The following is a 15,753-nucleotide window of genomic DNA, read 5'->3' as shown; positions in this document are numbered from 1 at the left end:
CTCTTCCTGGCTCCCAAGGCGGATCAGCAAAGACATGAGCGGGAGAAAGAAGCCGTAAAATTGAAGTGGTTTCAATTCTGACGAGAGGAAGGACGGAATACCCCGGGCTCGTCGCACGGACCCGGTCGGCAATCATGGAAAACTCGTCATTTGCCGGTGGCGAAACCACGGCCCTCCATGAACCGGCATCCGCGGCGCTGGAACGTCGTGGTCGCAAAGCGCACGGCTGCCTGTGATCGAGCACAACTGAAGCGTGAGCGGCACCAATCGCTACAGCTGCTCGTCGCCACACCTCTTCGATTGCCGTGGACCGCGCAACAATTCAGTGCTCTTCGGTCTTGAGCCCGCCGACATGCTTCTGGGTGTAGAGCTCGAGGCCGATGCGGCCGATTAGATCGAGCTGGGTTTCGAGGAAGTCGATGTGATGTTCCTCATCGCTCATCAGCGTCTCGAACAGGTCGCGCGCGACGTAGTCCTTTACGCTGTGGGAATAGGTCGCCGCTTCCTCATAGAGGGCACGCGCGCTCATCTCCGCGGCGAGATCGCACTCGATAATCTCCTTGACGTTCTGGCCGATGCGCAGGGGATCGAGCACCTGCATGTTTGGGAAACCATCGAAGAAGATGATGCGGTCGGTGAGCTTGTCAGCGTGCTCCATCTCCTCGATGGACTCCTTGCGCCAGACCTTAGCCATCTCTAGGAGACCCCAATTATTCAGGAAGCGGTAGTGCAGCCAGTACTGATTAATTGCCGTGAGCTCGTGACGCAGTGCTTTGTTGAGATACTCGATGACTTTCGGGTCGCCCTGCATGATGAACTCCAAGACTTGAGGCCCGTTCTTGACCGTCGCAAGTCTAGAACGATTCTGACGAAGAACAAGCAGACAGGCATTCTCTGGGCATGAAACCGGGAGACGCCTGTCCAGCAAATCAAGGGAACCCAAGGCAATTTTCGACGCGAGTTTGGGCTCATTCATCCTTGGTCCCAGCATGCGGGCAGCCAGCCTGACAGGCTAGTGCACGCTCCCTGTACGCTTCGTCGATAATCGTCCTCATGGTGTGCGCACAGCGGCCGCATTCGGCGCTGCAATCGGGGTGCCCATAGATCTGCTTGGCATTGCGCAGCGCGGCGTCAGCCGTGTTCACTGCGTGGCGAAGATCCCCGTCGCTGAGGACACAGGAGCAGATGATCATGAAACTCGAAGGAAGACCCTCAGTGATACGGCTCCATCGATAGGAGACGGAGCCAGGCGTGTCGGAGGCTCCATGCGAGGAGATGGTTGCGTGTCGACCGCCATGGGAAGTCAGCCTTGACCTTTAATCTTTGGAGGTCAGCAAAAAATCTGCTTGGTCAATCGGGGGCGACCGGTAGCTGCGGATCGGACGGAGGACACAGAAGCACCGCTCTACGCCCGCCGAAGATCAACGCTTTCGGTTAACGTAGATGACACAGCCGCGGCTAAGCAACTTGTCTTGATCTAAGAACGGGATTGAGGACTGTCGCCGCACAATTCCCCCCGCTATGGAAACCATAAGTATTGGCTATTGGAAACTTGCGAGCCGCGCTGCGACCTTGACAGCCACTCAGTCGAATAACGACCAGGACAACCGTTTCAGTCAGCACGAGCAGGAGACCCTGATGTCCGGATCCAATCCGCTCGCTTCCAAACCCGAAGACATTCTGACGTCGCTGCTCGAGCGTTTTCACTCCGAAGGTCAGCGCGACGATGCCAGTGTATGACCCAAAGCCCATCTTCATCACGAGAGACGGACGAACTACTACCACCGAAATCGCCGCCCGACTCGAGTGCGAGCCGCTCAAGGCCAGCGCGCGTCACGTGTACGTTGCCGGCGATTTCGCCCTGATCGTGCTGGATCGGTCAATTGATGACAAAGGTCTAAGTCGCAAATACGTTGGAGGCTCAGCGAGCGGCGTCATACGCCGCGCGGATCGACGATGGCAGTACCTGATCGACAATAACCAAAGGACGGCTGTGGCAGCTCTCAGCGATGGAGCCACTCGTCAGCTTGGCACCAATATCACCGCCACCTAGTGAAGCAAACCAATCGGAGAACTCGGACCTGCGCGCCCGAATTCTTTGGAAGACGACCGATTCGCTACTCGATGCAAAACTTGCCACCAGTGATCAGCCAGTCTCACCGGAGCGGAATGCTCCCGCGGGCATTTTTATCAGCGGTAGTTTCCTTGGTGGTCTCATTCGCCGCTGCGGCCGCTCCGATCCCCCTTTACAACACCTACCGGACAGAAGACGGGTTCACTAACGCCGGTATTTCGATGGCCGTCGTCGCGTACGCCGTCGGCACCATAACCGCACTGTTGGTACTGGGACGGCTGTCCAATCATCTGGGCCGCCGGGTCACTGCGATCACTAGCCTCGGTCTTCTCCTGCTGGGGTGTCTGCTGTTGCTGAATGTGCACGACATCGACACTCTGCTGGCCGGCCGGCTCCTCGTGGGCCTCGGCACCGGGTTGGCTGGCAGCAGTCTGACCTCCTACATCGTCGATGCGGCACCCAGCAGACCGGAGTGGTTGGCGTCCGTTGTCACGAGCCAAGGACCGATGCTCGGCGTCGCTATCGGCGCCATAGCATCCGGCGCGCTCGTTGAGTTCGGCCCCTGGCCGCGCGAACTCATCTATCTCGTCTGCGTTTGCTTCCTATTACTGTCTGTTGCACTCGTCACAATCAGTCCGGAAACAGCAACTCCAACTCCGGGCGCTTGGCGATCGCTGTTACCCCAGGTCAGCGTACCGGCGCGGGTCAGGCATCTGCTCCCTGTCGCGGCGGCGGTCTTTCTGGCCACTTGGGCCAGCGGGGGCTTCTACCAAGCATTCATGCCTGCGCTTGTACAAGATGAACTCCACACCCGCAGCCCGTTGATCCTCGGGCTAGTGTTCGCTGCCTATATGACCCCCAGCGTTCTCGGCGCTCCCATTGGTGGCTGGTTCACATCCGCGGTAGCCCAACGCGTCGGTATGATCACCTTCATGGCCGGAATGATCGGCATCAGCACTGCAATCTTAGCCGGCACACTGGTGTTGTTCATCACCGCGACCATGGTTGCCGGTGCCGGCCAGGGCATCGCCATCAGCGCCGCCACACGCGGCCTGCTGCACGGCAGCACGCTCGCCGAACGGGCACCAATCTTCAGCGCGATCTACCTTCTCTGCTACAGCGGCGCCGCCTTCCCCAGCTTCATCTCCGGACAACTTTCCAATGCGTTCTCGCTACTGCAGATCACGCTCGGATACGCCGGACTTGCCGTCGTCGCCACCCTGCTCACCGTTCTCGGTGCACGCGATCCGCACACCGACAGGACGGGAAAGAGCACGTGCCACGGCTCGCACGCTGCCGGTTCACCAGTACAGGAAACACTGTCATGAGACTCGTCGCTGTCCTCGGCGCCGCCTTGTTCTGTTGAAGCGCAGATTATCGCCGCAACATACCAGCAATGAACCGATAAGGAGATCATTCCATGAAAGCGATCGTTGTGACGGATCAGGCTGCGGGAACGGCGGCTATGAAGCTAGTGGAACGGCCAGAACCGCAGGCAGCGATAAACGACGTCCTCGTTCAGGTTCATGCGTCTGGGTTCACCTCGGGTGAGCTGACGTGGCCTTCAACCTGGACCGATCGCCTCGACCGTGACCGGTCGCCGACGATTCCCGGCCAGGAGCTGGCCGGTGTCGTCACCGCTCTCGGCTATGGCACCACCGGACTGTCGGTGGGACAACGGGTGTTCGGTCTCTCGGACTCGTATCGCGGTGGCACCCTGGCCGAGTATGTGGCCGTGGAGGCACGTAATCTCGCACCGCTGCCGGGCGACGTCGATTTCTCGGTGGGGGCAGCGGTGGCCATGCCGGGGCTGACCGCTTGGCAGGGACTGTTCGTGCACGGTCGCCTTCAGGCGGGGCAGAGCATTCTCGTGCACGGCTCGGCCGGCGCGGTCGGCTCGATGGTGACGCAGCTCGCACGAGAGGCCGGTGCCTACGTCATCGGCACGGGACGCGCCGCCGACCGTCAGAAGGCGCTCGACTTCGGCGCACAGGAGTTCGTCAACCTGGAGAACGACGATCTCGAAGGCGTCGGCGCGGTCCATCTGGTTTTCGACGTTATCGGGGGCGAGATCGGGAAACGGTCCGCTGGCCTGGTGCGAAACGGAGGAACGCTGGTGACGATCGCCGGGCCGATCGAAGCGCGGCCCGCCGACGGCCAGGCCATCGACTTTGTTCTGGTGTCCGATCGCGCCCAACTAAGTGAGATCATTCAGCGGGTACGGGACGGACGGCTTCGTCCACACATCGGCAACATCGCGCCCCTTGACGAGGCTGTCGCCGCTTTCAATCCGACGCGGCGGATCAGCGGGAAAACGATCATCCGAGTTCGTCCGTGAGGAAGCAGCGAAGGCGAGCGGTTCTCCCCTCCCATATGGATTGTCGGCGCTTTCCCCGCGGGCCTGTGCGTGGGGCGGGCAGTGCCCATCCATCCCGTCGTCTCTCAGCTGGTTTCCAAGGTCGTGCCCGGGTACCCATGCCATACCGCGGCCGTATCGTTGCCTGCTTTTCTGGATGCACCAGCGGGCAAGCTCGGCTCGCATCCTGGCGGAGAATTCGCCTTTGCCCCGGCCCGGCGCGGCCCGCTTATCTAGGAGGAAGAAAGTGACCGTCGATCATCCAATTTTTGCGCGCTGGCCGGCGCAGTATCCCGATCGGCTGCAACTCTTTTCCACTTCCACGCCCAACGGAGTGAAAGTCGGCATCATGCTTGAGGAAACGAGCCTTCCTTACGAGCCGCACCGGATCGACATCATGGCGAACGAAACCCACGACCCGGCCTTTCTCGCGCTCAACCCCAACGGAAAGATTCCCGCAATCTACGACCCTGATGGGCCTAGCGGAACACCGCTCGCGCTGTTCGAATCGGGCGCGATTCTCCTCTACCTTGCCGACAAGACCGGACAATTCATCTCGGCCGATCCAAACACCCGCTATGAAACGATCCAATGGGTGATGTGGCAGATGGGCGGAGTCGGGCCGATGTTCGGCCAGGTCGGGTTCTTCAACAAATTCGCCGGTAAGGCCTATGAAGACAAGCGCCCGCGCGACCGCTACGCGACCGAATCAGCGCGGCTGCTCGGTGTCCTGGACCAACGGCTCGCGGGCCGGGACTCGGTGATGGGGACCGACTACAGCATCGCCGACATTTCGCTGCTCGGCTGGGTGCGTAATTTGATCGGCTTCTACGAAGCACGCGATCTCGTCGGCTTCCACCGCTTTCTTCATGTGCAGGCGTGGCTCACCCGTGGCCTTGCGCGGCCGGCGGTGCAACGCGGGCTGCAAGTGACAGCTGGCTAGAAGCGCTCGCGAAGAACAAGGAGATGGTATCTATGATTGAAATCACTGCCGACATGGAGGCAATCATCAAACAGGCGATATTGTCGTTTGTGGCGACAGTCAACGAGGATGGAACGCCAAATCTTTCCCCGAAGGCGTCTTTGACGGTGAGAAACGGCGTTCTTTACTTCGCCGACATCGCCTCGCCTCGGACGATATTGAACTTGAAGCGCAATCCCGCTGTCGAAATTAACGTAGTCGACATCTTCCAGAGGCGCGGCTACCGATTCAAGGGCCGTGCGTTGATACTGCCGCCAGCAGATGGCGAGTCCCTGATGATCGCCGACTGGGTTCGGGCAACGAATGGCCGAGAGTATCCTGTCGATCACGTTGTCAAAATCGAAACCACTTCAATCAGCCCGTTGCTATCTCCAGCCCATGTCTTCGCCCGCCCTCCTCGAAGTCAGGACGAAATCAGGAGCACCTACTATCAAAAGTACGGTGTGAAGCCCATCGGGGCATAAGTGCCGGCTCCGCAAAAAAGGCCGGTCGATACCCAGAGGTAGAAAGCCCGCGAAGATCCGAACCATTATCTCGACCGCCCGTGCGCAGCCTTATCGATGGCGGCCCCACGGTGATGTGAGTTCGGGCGCGAGGCTGCTCGCTGTCTACTGCCTGGACATCAATGACAAGGCGCTTACCGCGCTCATCAAATGAGGAGCGAAGGTCTTTCGTCGTAGGGCGGAAGCGGTCCATGTCGTCGAATTTACCTGCGACGCCTCAATCGCGACGGTGGGAGCTTCCATGGGCGCGTTTACGAAGTTTCTTTCTTTACTTTCTACTGGACGTGCCAGGAAGAGCCTGCAGCTCCTCGGTGGCTTATCGAAACAATATGACCGTCCCGCGACCGAAGGAAAGTAACCCGTGGAGATCGTGATCGGCGGCACAGGCATCATTAGCTCGAAGATCGTTCTACTCCAGCGGGCATGACATCGTCGCGGCGTCGTGGGCATCAACATCGTCACTGGAGATGCCAAAGAGCCACGGCGGGCGCACAGGTGGTGATCGACGTCTGTCGTTGACGTGACCGCTTAGCTGCGGCCTACGGCGAATACTTCGCTCCGACCCGATCATGACCGCCTTGGTCGAGCTCGGCCGCGCTTATCTCATCCCAGTCCTGGCAGATTTCCTCACGCCAGCCTGAACCCAAGCAAATTGACTCCTCGCGGATTGAGCGCGGAGTCGCGGAACCTATTTGAGGAGCAAAATCGGCCCGGGGGCTCTAAGCGCCCCTGCCATCCTTCTTACCGAGCACGCAACGCCATGCTGCGAGGCGCTCGGTCGGATGCTGATTCATCCAGTCGGCAAGCTGCGGTGCGCCCATCAGGCAGGACTGCATCGAGATGTCGGCGAAGTTCGAGGTGGTGACGGTCTGCTCGTGGCAATTTACCGGAGAAGACAAGCTGCAGAGTACGGCGATGATCGCGATCATGATGCGCCCCCATCGCCGTGATCGATGTCTGCGCCCACGCGCATGTGGCTTGCGAATGCATTGTCCGGTTGGTCGCAGGCGCATTCAGACGGCGGGAAGACGCTGTCATAGATCGCTCGAGCTTCTCGAACAAGGCGAGCTCGCTCTCGCTCCGACTTTGGTGCAAATCGAATGATCTCACCCATGTTTCACTCCTATCACAGTACATTGCCGTACTATTTAGCGATTTAGGTTCGTTGACGTCGATTTGAGCACCGGCGCAGTAGCAAACGACGGGGTAAGAACAAGTAACGGATCGGATGTTGTAGACGTCAGTCGTTTGGCCCGGTCGAGTTAGTACGCTATAGCGCGGCTTCCCACCGTGCGCCCCGAGCGATCGGCGTAGATGTAGAGCGGACGCGCCGTGCCTTCCACGACCTCGCGGGAAATCACGACTTCTTCCACACCTTCGAGGCCCGGCAGGTCGAACATGGTCTCGAGCAGGATCGCTTCGAGGATCGAACGCAGACCACGCGCGCCGGTCTTGCGCTCGATCGCCTTGCGGGCGACCGCGCCAAGCGCCTCGTCGGCGAAGGTAAGCTCGATGTTCTCCATCTCGAACAGCCGCTGGTACTGTTTCACCAGCGCGTTCTTCGGCTCGGTGAGGATCATCTTCAGCGAGGTCTCGTCCAGGTCCTCGAGCGTCGCCACGACCGGCAGACGACCGACGAATTCGGGGATCAGGCCGTACTTCAAGAGATCCTCGGGCTCGACGTGACGGAAGATCTCGCCGGTCCGGCGATCTTCCGGCGCCATCACCTGGGCGGCGAAACCGATCGAGGTGGACCGGCCGCGCGCCGAGATGATCTTCTCGAGGCCGGCGAACGCACCGCCGCAGATGAACAGGATGTTGGTGGTATCCACCTGCAGGAACTCCTGCTGCGGATGCTTGCGGCCGCCCTGGGGCGGGACCGAGGCCACCGTGCCTTCCATGATCTTCAGCAGCGCCTGCTGCACGCCCTCGCCCGACACGTCGCGCGTGATCGAGGGATTGTCGGACTTGCGACTGATCTTGTCGATTTCGTCGATGTAGACGATGCCGCGCTGGGCCCGCTCGACGTTGTAGTCGGCGGCCTGGAGCAGCTTCAGGATGATGTTCTCGACGTCCTCGCCGACATAGCCAGCTTCGGTCAGCGTGGTCGCATCCGCTATCGTGAACGGCACGTCCAAGATGCGGGCGAGCGTCTGCGCGAGCAGCGTCTTGCCCGAACCGGTCGGACCGATCAGCAGGATGTTCGACTTCGCGAGCTCGACGTCGTTGTGCTTGGTCTGGTGGTTGAGGCGCTTGTAGTGATTGTGCACCGCGACCGAGAGGACCTTCTTCGCATGACTCTGGCCGATCACGTAGTCGTCCAGCACCTTGCAGATTTCCTTCGGCGTCGGAATGTCGTCGCGCGACTTGACCAGCGAGGACTTGTGCTCCTCACGGATAACGTCCCTGCAGAGCTCGACGCACTCGTCGCAGATAAAGATCGTGGGACCTGCGACCAAATTGTGGAGTGTAGTGTTGGAGATTGAGTGAACTGCCATGGCGATCTCAAACCATATCCAGGTAGTTGTAAACGGGAATACGATCATCTGCGGCCCAGCGCCCATTGTCATTGTCAGAGAACAGTGAGGGTCAACCGCCGCATTTCGGCGCCAACAGATCGTTGAAAATATTGATCACGGAATCGAGCGCAGTTAACACCCTCGCGCCGTCGACGCCGCCAGCTGCGGCTTGCCGCAGCATCGCGGACTGATAGAATGAGGCGAGGTAGACGCGGCAAGCCTCGTCCTTGTCGGCCGCATTGGCGGGTTTGCTGTGCACCGTCGCCAAAGCCGCGCGAGCGGCGTTAACATCCTTGTTTAAGTTGGACTCTGCGGCAGGCCCGGCATTAGTAGATGCAATGATCAGAGCCGAGGCGACGAGAACAGTGATTCTTCTCATGATCAGGCTCCAGAATGGCAGGTGTTGCGAGGGACTTACATTTCGGCCGGGCGATAACGCATCCAGGTCTTTCTTTGATCTCCGTTGCGCCAAGCCTAAGGCGATTGTCACGAGCGGCTCAATTGAGCGCCGGTTGAGCTCGGGCACCCAAAAGGGCGCGGGACGACGATCCGAAGGTTTAATGCACTCGAACAAATCGTAGAGTTCGTCCGCTTCGACATCCTGCGACTGCTTTCCTTCCGGCGGACGCCCACAATCCATGCGGGATTTGCTTCGCAATCAGGCTCGCACCTTCGCGCGAAACCGATTTTCGGCCCGTACACGATGAGCGGGCGATGCTAGGTTCCATATTTTCGGTGAGGCCGGTTGAAAGAAAAACTATATTTCGTCTTGGAGTTGCCAGCCGACCGTCGCTGGGAGGGCTGAGGCTCGCCTTGCCGCGGGGAGAGGGCGCACTGGTCGATGAGGATCGGCTCGACGGAACTTTCGGATCAGATTCGTGACGCGGATTTTCGCCCTTGAGCTGCGGTCGCCATGGTGAGTATGGCGGGCAAATCCCTCATTCTTGCTAAAATGAAGAAGGGTCAATCATACAGCTTCCGAGGGTACTGTGGGCCCCCCGGACCACCTACGAGAGCACGGCACGCCCGACACGCTCTCGGACCTCGCGCACCACTCGGTGATCGTCAGTCCGGCGCACTCATCGCCGACCTTCTCCCCTTAAAAGACGGCCGTATCACCTCCGAGCGCGTTGGAGTCGCTCGCGATCAACACCAGCGAAGGAGCCACAGCAAGCGCCGTCGCCGGGCTAGGGATTGCCGCGTCGGGCGAAATCAGCGTGCGGGCAGAGCTGGAGAATGGGCAGCTCGTGCGGGTGCTGCCTGAATGGGATTTCGGCTCGATAGAACTGAATGCGCTTTTCGTGAAGGGTTTGCCGATTTCCTCGTCAGGGAGCTCCGCCACCTCGCCGCGCACTAGCCCAACTCTCAGAGCCTCCAGAAAGCGTGTCCGTGCGTCCAAACCAATAGACTGAGCCGTTCCAACGTGTGCATGCAAGTGGCACCCATATGCCGTGATTTCGGCGGCCCCCGTCACGGCGTCAAGTGCATAGACAGGAGCAAGTTATCGGAGACCCATGGAGCTTCATCAAGTTCGCTATTTCCTCGCGGTCGCGTCCACGCTTAACTTCACCCGCGCGGCCGAGCAGTGCAATGTAACACAGCCCGCTTTGACCAAGGGGATCCAGAAGCTGGAGCAGGCACTTGGGGGCCCGTTAATTTATCGTGAGCGCCAGCTGACGCAGCTCACCGACCTCGGGAAGGAGGTTCTTCCGATGCTGGCGCGCACACTGGCCTCGGCAGAAACAGCACGTCGCAGAGCTAAAGAATTTCAACGCAAGGAGATCGCGCCACTCAAGATCGGCCTCGCCCCCTCTATCTCGGCTTCGCTCATTGTCGATCTGATCACTGAGATTGCAAAGTTCGTCGCAGGACTTAATGTCGAACTGCGCGAGGAAACGGCGGAGAAGCTCATCGACCTGCTGCTTGAGGGGGAGATCAGCGCCGCAATCGTCGGGGACGTGCAGGACATACCCGCCCGCATCGACGACTGGTTGCTCTTCGAAGAGCGCTACGTCGCGGTTCTGGCGCCGACACACCAGCTCGCAAATCGCCCCTCGATCGGAATTGACGACCTCCGCGAGACCGTCTTGCTGGAGCGCGTCGGATGCGACGTCGCCCCAAAGATTCAACGGTCGTATTTCCCCAAGGAACCGCCGCATCTGGGCCACTGCAGCGGTCACGACTTGCACCTTCAGTACCTGGCCGCCGCTGGCTTCGGCGTGGTACTCGCGCCCGAGCACATGCCATGCCTTCCGACGCTCAAGACTATTCCGCTCGAAGGCGACCCGATTTCGCGGGAGGTGCGGCTGCTGGCCGTGCAGGGGCGCCGCTACTCGCCGGCGCTGGACGCTTTTATCAAGGTCGCGCGGTTTCGAGACTGGTCGATCGAAGTCCCCCAGAAGGAAATGCCGCACGAAAGGCTCCCGGAGATGGCGAGCGCGCCCGCGCCGGCGAGCTCGCAGAGGGCGAGCGGCTTCCAGCGCATCGATGCCACGGCCCGAGGGCTTACGCGGTGCAAACGAGCTAAGACGCTCGCCTGAATCCGCACCGAGCCTCGACTGGATGCGCGATACAGCCGTGGCGTCAACTCGTTGAAGGTCGGGATTCCGCAGAATTCGTTCTACGAGATGCCGGAGTCACCTCCACGAGCAGCGCGCCGCCTGAGATGTCGACGCTTCGCTCGCGCCCGACCCGAGAGGGCACTGAGTCGATCGAGCTCGGTGTCATCACAAGGCCGCTATGAGCTCGCCGGCGGCGGCACCAACGCTCTTGCGGACGAAATTCTCACGCGGCATCGGATTGCTCAATCGCATCTTCAGTTGGAGCAGCCCTTGAGGACCGTGCGCTCTGCGCTTTGGAGCGGTATTCTGAAGGGTCGCTGCCGTAGTACCGACGAAAACTGCGCGTAAAGCTGCTCCGGCTCCGGTAGCCGACGTTTAGGGCGACCTGGTCGATCGATAGCGCGTTGGCTGAGAGCAGGTCAGCAGCGAGGCGCATCCTAAGGCGGCGCAGGAGTGACATGGGCGCCTCACCGAAGGCAGTTGAGAACCGCGCCATGAAAGCTGAGCGGCTGAGACCGACGGCGTGGGATAGACTTTGTACGGTGTGCGGAAAGGAGGGGCGCGACGCCATCTCGGCGAAAGCTCGTGCGATCGGCGGGTCGCTTAAGATCGCGAAGCGCTCGACCCACGCTTTCGTCGAGACTAGGCAACGTCGAAGCAGCGCGAGCAACACGAGCTTCAGCAGCGACGCCGACATTGGCCCCACACCGACGTCCTGGGCCGCGAGCTCGGCTATTGCGCAGGCTATCACCTGGTCGAGTTGGTCATGTACGTCGAACGTCTCGACAATGGGCGTTGCAAGGGATGCGAACAAGTCCAGTGCTGGGCCGTAGGTGGCTCGAAACATGCCGCACGCAAGCACCAGTGTCGGCTCGCCATCGCCGATGGTGTGCCGGTACGACGAGCCGGGCACGAAGAGGCAGTCGCCGCCCTTGCCGACCTTCCGTAGTGCGGTCGGGCGCTCCGTGGCGACAATTGTCATTGCTCGTCCAGGCGGGACTATCACCAGTGTATGCGGCGTTAGGCGGATGGGCGTTTCACCGTCCAGGAGAATGAACCCGACGCCTCGAAGACAGTAGTGGATGGTGGTGGCATCCGCGCAGGCGACGGCCAGGTGAGCCCCCGTCGCAAGCACGCATTGCGATAGCCTGACGAAGGTGACGTCCAATGTGGTCATCAACTTGTCGAGGTCTTGTCGCGATATACGCCAGAATGGCCCACCTGCCACGTCGAAAACGCCTCTATGTTGCTCAGGTTCATGAGCTCAGCGCGGGCGGCGAGAGGACGCATCTCGCAAGCAGCCAATCTCGCAACCGAGCGAAGGGTCCTTCCGCGCCTTAACCTGATCCGGGATTTTGATTGGTTCGGTCTTCGTTGCCTCCGACTAAACACTCAGGACAAATAGCCACTTGCGGCTGACCCATTAGTGGTGACAGCCGAATTAGATATATTCAGCTGTAACATGAATGAGCCCGCTGAGCGTCTCAACGACTTGGGAAACTTTATGAATTCGCGTGAACGCTCGCCGACGCGCGTCAGGAAGCCCCGAGCCGCCATCGCACAGCTGGCTTCGTCACGGACCGATCGTACGCACGGGTGTCGGACCCGCAGGTCGTGATGTGATCGCGGACTGCTCGACCCCCTCGCAACTCGTATGCGACGAATCGTAAGGCGAGCAGGATGGGCACGTTCCAGATCAAAAGCCGCGCGCGGGTGAGTATAACCGCGGTTCAAGCCGCGCACTTGTCGCGATCTCGTCGTTTCGGTCGCGATCGTCACGCCGAAGCCAATCCGGGCCGATTGGGTGCTTCCCTACCTGTTTCCCCGCGAAGCGCTGGAGCCGGATCCAGGCTCGAGCTGGAAGGAGTGCTCGCGCATGACGATTCGAAGCAACCCAACGGGAAAGAGTGATCGCGAATTGCCCTTTTTATGTTCCTACGCCACGCCCACAGGCCTCTTGGACGATATCTCACGCCTATCGAATGCATGTCCAAAAGGAATTTCTCATTTTGTCCGCTGTATCCGATCTTTCGGTGTGGGCGGGCGGTCGAGCGCACGCGGCCGTCCCGTTAAGGACTGAAACTATCGCGCGATTCGCCGTGAGGCGCGCGGCCAGCGAAGGATGCGCGATGAAAGTACCAATGTAGGCCCGGCTGTAGCCGCGCGGATCTGGTCTGCTAGGCACACCACCCGCCTCGACTCGGAGACGATCTCAACGATTTCGCGCAGCCGCGCCACCTCTGATCCCGATAAAAAAGGATGTTCGTAATGAACAGCGCAGGAACACTTCGTGCGATTCTCGCGGCGCTCTTGTTTGCGGGAGCCGCCGCCAATCCGGGCCACGCGCAGGACGCCGCGCACGGAAAGACCATCTTCCAAGCTTGCGCAACGTGCCACGCTACGGATCAGGCCAATCGTGTGGGGCCTGGCCTGGGAGGAATCGTCGGCAGAAAGGCGGGTACGGCTCCCGGGTTCCCCTACAGTGACGCGATGAAGAAGTCCGATATTGTCTGGGATACGAAGATCCTCGATGCGTATTTGGAATCGCCCCAGAAGGTAGTTCCCGGAAACAAGATGCCCTACGCAGGGCTGAAGAACCCGACGGACCGGGCTGACCTCGATGCCTATCTTGCGACGTTGAAGTAGCGGATCGTTGGGCGAGACCTTGGCAGGGCACGGCCCAGTTGAACGTCTAAGCATCTTTTTACTGCCGCCTCGTCTGCGCAGGCAGCCGAATTGCCTGATCCCGTGTCTGATGAGCGAACGTGGAAAGAAAAATCCGGAACAAGCGGCCTGAGCCGCTTTGAATGCCCTCGGCGACGGTGGCCTCGCAGTGGCCTACCACAAAGTCGAAGACAGGCGCATCGTTCTGCTCCGCACCCGCAGGAGCTGAATGGCCTGGGACAGACATTACGATAGGCGGGTGGCGTTTTCGAAGCCTTGCGAGTCGATCGGGGAGCCAGTGATCGCGAAGCGCCCCTTCATGTCTTTCTACGCCGCCCTACACCGCGAGTATGGCGCACTTCTCGATGGCTAATCGATAAGGGCAAGATGCACGCGTGTCCTAGGCGACTTTTCCCTTAATCATGAAATGCATGCCCAAAGGATATTTCCAATTTCGCCGGCACCGTCCGATGTTGAGATCCGCTACGCAGGCCGAACAAGCACGGAGGCTCGACAAGGCTCCAAGACGTTGCGCCTCGCCGCGCGAGCAGTAAAGCGCCGGATCACTCTGCCAAGCGCATTCACGAACTCTTCCCCTGGAACTGGCGTCCGCAGAACGTCGCTCACGCTGCTTAAGCCCAATCAACTGTCCGGCAAAGATGACGAATGCCTACTTTCAAGCAAGCTTTCAGAGATGCTTCGTCTCCACGACTCGCATGGCGGCGGGGAATCGCGGTCGCAGTGCGACGCCGCTTGATCCGCCGCAGCGCACGGAGCAGATCAAAACTCAAGGTCGACGTCTTTCGCGACCTGGCCTTTGCGACGGATGAGTCTCGTGCCGAAGTCGTCTTCGAGCGCCACCGCCGCTAGCGCGTACTCGATAAGCTCGGTGTCGGACGATATGCCGGATTTTTTCTTCGCAGCTGCCACCAGATCTTGGCAAACGCGGCCGCCGATCCGACGGTTTTCGCCACCGAGCAGACCAAGTTTCCGTGCCGTTTCCAAAACCGTACGCCGCCTGACGTTCGGCTGTACCGGTATGTTTGGACTGTCGCGGGTCGACTTCAAAATGATAACTCTCCTGCTTGGAAAATAGAGATTTGGTCAACGGGTTCAACGTCACTATGGCCCAAAAGACGTCAATCTTTTCCGGCCTGATGAAAAATGCCGAACCCACGGGTGAAGGACGAGCTTGCGGGATCACCTCAAAGCACTCCGATTGGAGGCACGATTACAGCTATCCGGCTCGGATTGATTCAAACTTGACTCCAAGGAAACCACTAACCCCGGACTGAACATCAAAACCATCTTGCGGCGAACCCAGACCAAACGGAAACGACAGATCCAGCCAAGGGTCTTCACCGCATGCGTACGGATCACCCTGCCACGCGCATTGACGAACTACTACCTTGGAATTGGCAGCCCCAAAGCGTCGCTCACGCCGCTTAAGCGCGATCAGCCTTGCCAAAAAACGGCGTAGCCGGGGCGGTCGTTGGACGCGCACAAAAGCACTAGGGGGATTATCGACGGATTGACCTGCCGCGCGAATGGCAGGTGGGATCGTGGCCCACCAGATCGCGCAAGATGAGACTAGTATCGATTGCGAGCATGCCGCCGTTTCGCCTCCGCGGCGATCCCCGCCTCCATATCCGCGATCGACTTTGCTGGCCCCTTATATGGCAGCGACCCGAATACGCCTTTTGGTTGGGCGTGCAGTTCAACACCAAGAGAACCAAGTACTTTCATAACGGTGCTGAACTCGGGATGTCCCTCTGAACTAAGGGCCTGATAAAGGTTTTCGCGTGAAAGACCTGTATCCTTTGCAAGAGCGGACATACCGCGCGCGCGGGCAACAATGCGGATAGCGTCGGTGACGAAGCCTGGATCATTGGTTTCGAAGGCTTCGCTTAGGTAAGCGGCGATCGCCTCAGGACTGTCCAGATACTCGGATGCGTCAAATGGTCTAGTTTTGGCCATTGCTCTTCTCCAACGCCACTGGCGAGCGAGCCAAGTCACTAACGGATTAAGACAATTGGCCGGTTTCTCTAACCTACGCCACGCCGTATTTTAGGGGATGTCCCGATCGCTGTTGAA

The 15,753-nt window shown here is 59.8% G+C and carries 15 protein-coding genes; 6 read left to right on the top strand and 9 right to left on the bottom strand.

Annotation, left to right across the window (positions count from 1 at the left end; all coding sequences use genetic code 11):
- Positions 1-322: 322 nt before the first annotated feature.
- Positions 323-811, bottom strand: a complete 489-nt coding sequence (gene bfr / locus QA640_RS10425) for a bacterioferritin (protein WP_283040572.1) — start codon at positions 809-811, stop codon at positions 323-325.
- Positions 812-968: 157 nt separating this feature from the next.
- Entirely contained in the window at positions 969-1,193 is a 225-nt protein-coding gene (locus QA640_RS10420) for a bacterioferritin (RefSeq protein WP_283040571.1), read from the bottom strand.
- Positions 1,194-2,208: 1,015 nt separating this feature from the next.
- Here QA640_RS10420 and QA640_RS10415 point away from each other — a divergent pair.
- The 4 genes from QA640_RS10415 to QA640_RS10400 all read left to right on the top strand — a co-directional run bounded on the left by QA640_RS10415 (position 2,209) and on the right by QA640_RS10400 (position 5,876).
- Complete coding sequence (locus QA640_RS10415) at positions 2,209-3,402, top strand: MFS transporter (protein WP_283042761.1); 1,194 nt, start codon at positions 2,209-2,211, stop codon at positions 3,400-3,402.
- Between the two features lie 92 nt (positions 3,403-3,494).
- On the top strand, positions 3,495-4,412 hold the full coding sequence (locus tag QA640_RS10410) for an NADP-dependent oxidoreductase (RefSeq protein ID WP_283040570.1): 918 nt from the start codon (positions 3,495-3,497) through the stop codon (positions 4,410-4,412).
- 265 nt (positions 4,413-4,677) lie between these two features.
- Positions 4,678-5,373, top strand: a complete 696-nt coding sequence (locus QA640_RS10405; protein ID WP_283040569.1) for a glutathione S-transferase N-terminal domain-containing protein — start codon at positions 4,678-4,680, stop codon at positions 5,371-5,373.
- Between the two features lie 32 nt (positions 5,374-5,405).
- Entirely contained in the window at positions 5,406-5,876 is a 471-nt protein-coding gene (locus QA640_RS10400) for a pyridoxamine 5'-phosphate oxidase family protein (protein ID WP_283040568.1), read from the top strand.
- A 758-nt stretch (positions 5,877-6,634) separates the two neighbouring features.
- Here the strand turns inward: QA640_RS10400 and QA640_RS10395 are convergent.
- The 4 genes from QA640_RS10395 to QA640_RS10380 all read right to left on the bottom strand — a co-directional run bounded on the left by QA640_RS10395 (position 6,635) and on the right by QA640_RS10380 (position 9,092).
- Positions 6,635-6,844 carry a hypothetical protein gene (locus tag QA640_RS10395; RefSeq protein ID WP_128957060.1) on the bottom strand — a complete coding sequence of 70 codons (210 nt, stop codon included), beginning with the start codon at positions 6,842-6,844 and terminating at the stop codon, positions 6,635-6,637.
- Complete coding sequence (locus QA640_RS10390; RefSeq protein ID WP_279372729.1) at positions 6,841-7,029, bottom strand: hypothetical protein; 189 nt, start codon at positions 7,027-7,029, stop codon at positions 6,841-6,843. Before QA640_RS10390 ends, QA640_RS10395 begins: the two co-directional genes overlap by 4 nt.
- A 148-nt stretch (positions 7,030-7,177) precedes the next feature.
- On the bottom strand, positions 7,178-8,413 hold the full coding sequence (clpX, locus tag QA640_RS10385; RefSeq protein WP_283040567.1) for an ATP-dependent Clp protease ATP-binding subunit ClpX: 1,236 nt from the start codon (positions 8,411-8,413) through the stop codon (positions 7,178-7,180).
- Between the two features lie 91 nt (positions 8,414-8,504).
- Entirely contained in the window at positions 8,505-9,092 is a 588-nt protein-coding gene (locus QA640_RS10380) for a hypothetical protein (protein ID WP_279372730.1), read from the bottom strand.
- Between the two features lie 856 nt (positions 9,093-9,948).
- Between QA640_RS10380 and QA640_RS10375 the strand changes: the two genes are divergently transcribed.
- Positions 9,949-10,974: a LysR family transcriptional regulator gene (locus QA640_RS10375; RefSeq protein WP_283040566.1), complete on the top strand. Its 1,026-nt coding sequence runs from the start codon at positions 9,949-9,951 to the stop codon at positions 10,972-10,974.
- A gap of 244 nt (positions 10,975-11,218) precedes the next feature.
- Here QA640_RS10375 and QA640_RS10370 read toward each other — a convergent pair whose 3' ends face one another.
- A complete protein-coding gene (locus tag QA640_RS10370) occupies positions 11,219-12,172 on the bottom strand; it encodes an AraC family transcriptional regulator (protein ID WP_283040565.1) in 954 nt (317 codons plus the stop codon).
- A 1,091-nt stretch (positions 12,173-13,263) separates the two neighbouring features.
- Between QA640_RS10370 and QA640_RS10365 the strand changes: the two genes are divergently transcribed.
- Entirely contained in the window at positions 13,264-13,641 is a 378-nt protein-coding gene (locus QA640_RS10365) for a cytochrome c family protein (protein ID WP_128935382.1), read from the top strand.
- Between the two features lie 798 nt (positions 13,642-14,439).
- Here the strand turns inward: QA640_RS10365 and QA640_RS10360 are convergent.
- Both QA640_RS10360 and QA640_RS10355 read right to left on the bottom strand, forming a co-directional pair.
- Entirely contained in the window at positions 14,440-14,727 is a 288-nt protein-coding gene (locus QA640_RS10360) for a hypothetical protein (RefSeq protein WP_283040564.1), read from the bottom strand.
- A gap of 522 nt (positions 14,728-15,249) precedes the next feature.
- Positions 15,250-15,636 (bottom strand): addiction module antidote protein, encoded by a 387-nt coding sequence (locus QA640_RS10355; RefSeq protein ID WP_283040563.1) that lies wholly within the window; start codon positions 15,634-15,636, stop codon positions 15,250-15,252.
- Positions 15,637-15,753 lie beyond the last annotated feature (117 nt).

This window comes from Bradyrhizobium sp. CB82, from assembly GCF_029714405.1.
Taxonomy (GTDB): domain Bacteria; phylum Pseudomonadota; class Alphaproteobacteria; order Rhizobiales; family Xanthobacteraceae; genus Bradyrhizobium.
The sequence above is the reverse complement of the archived record's forward strand: the minus strand, read 5'-3'. Positions and strand labels throughout refer to the sequence as shown.

What these genes read in the sequence shown, in the direction of transcription:
- QA640_RS10390 (WP_279372729.1), bottom strand. Translation starts at nt 7,029, where the DNA reads ATGGGTGAGATCATTCGATTTGCACCAAAGTCGGAGCGAGAGCGAGCT.
- QA640_RS10355 (WP_283040563.1), bottom strand. Translation starts at nt 15,636, where the DNA reads ATGGCCAAAACTAGACCATTTGACGCATCCGAGTATCTGGACAGTCCT.
- bfr (WP_283040572.1), bottom strand. Translation starts at nt 811, where the DNA reads ATGCAGGGCGACCCGAAAGTCATCGAGTATCTCAACAAAGCACTGCGT.
- QA640_RS10400 (WP_283040568.1), top strand. Translation starts at nt 5,406, where the DNA reads ATGATTGAAATCACTGCCGACATGGAGGCAATCATCAAACAGGCGATA.
- QA640_RS10420 (WP_283040571.1), bottom strand. Translation starts at nt 1,193, where the DNA reads ATGATCATCTGCTCCTGTGTCCTCAGCGACGGGGATCTTCGCCACGCA.
- QA640_RS10410 (WP_283040570.1), top strand. Translation starts at nt 3,495, where the DNA reads ATGAAAGCGATCGTTGTGACGGATCAGGCTGCGGGAACGGCGGCTATG.
- QA640_RS10395 (WP_128957060.1), bottom strand. Translation starts at nt 6,844, where the DNA reads ATGATCGCGATCATCGCCGTACTCTGCAGCTTGTCTTCTCCGGTAAAT.
- QA640_RS10370 (WP_283040565.1), bottom strand. Translation starts at nt 12,172, where the DNA reads ATGACCACATTGGACGTCACCTTCGTCAGGCTATCGCAATGCGTGCTT.
- clpX (WP_283040567.1), bottom strand. Translation starts at nt 8,413, where the DNA reads ATGGCAGTTCACTCAATCTCCAACACTACACTCCACAATTTGGTCGCA.
- QA640_RS10375 (WP_283040566.1), top strand. Translation starts at nt 9,949, where the DNA reads ATGGAGCTTCATCAAGTTCGCTATTTCCTCGCGGTCGCGTCCACGCTT.
- QA640_RS10365 (WP_128935382.1), top strand. Translation starts at nt 13,264, where the DNA reads ATGAACAGCGCAGGAACACTTCGTGCGATTCTCGCGGCGCTCTTGTTT.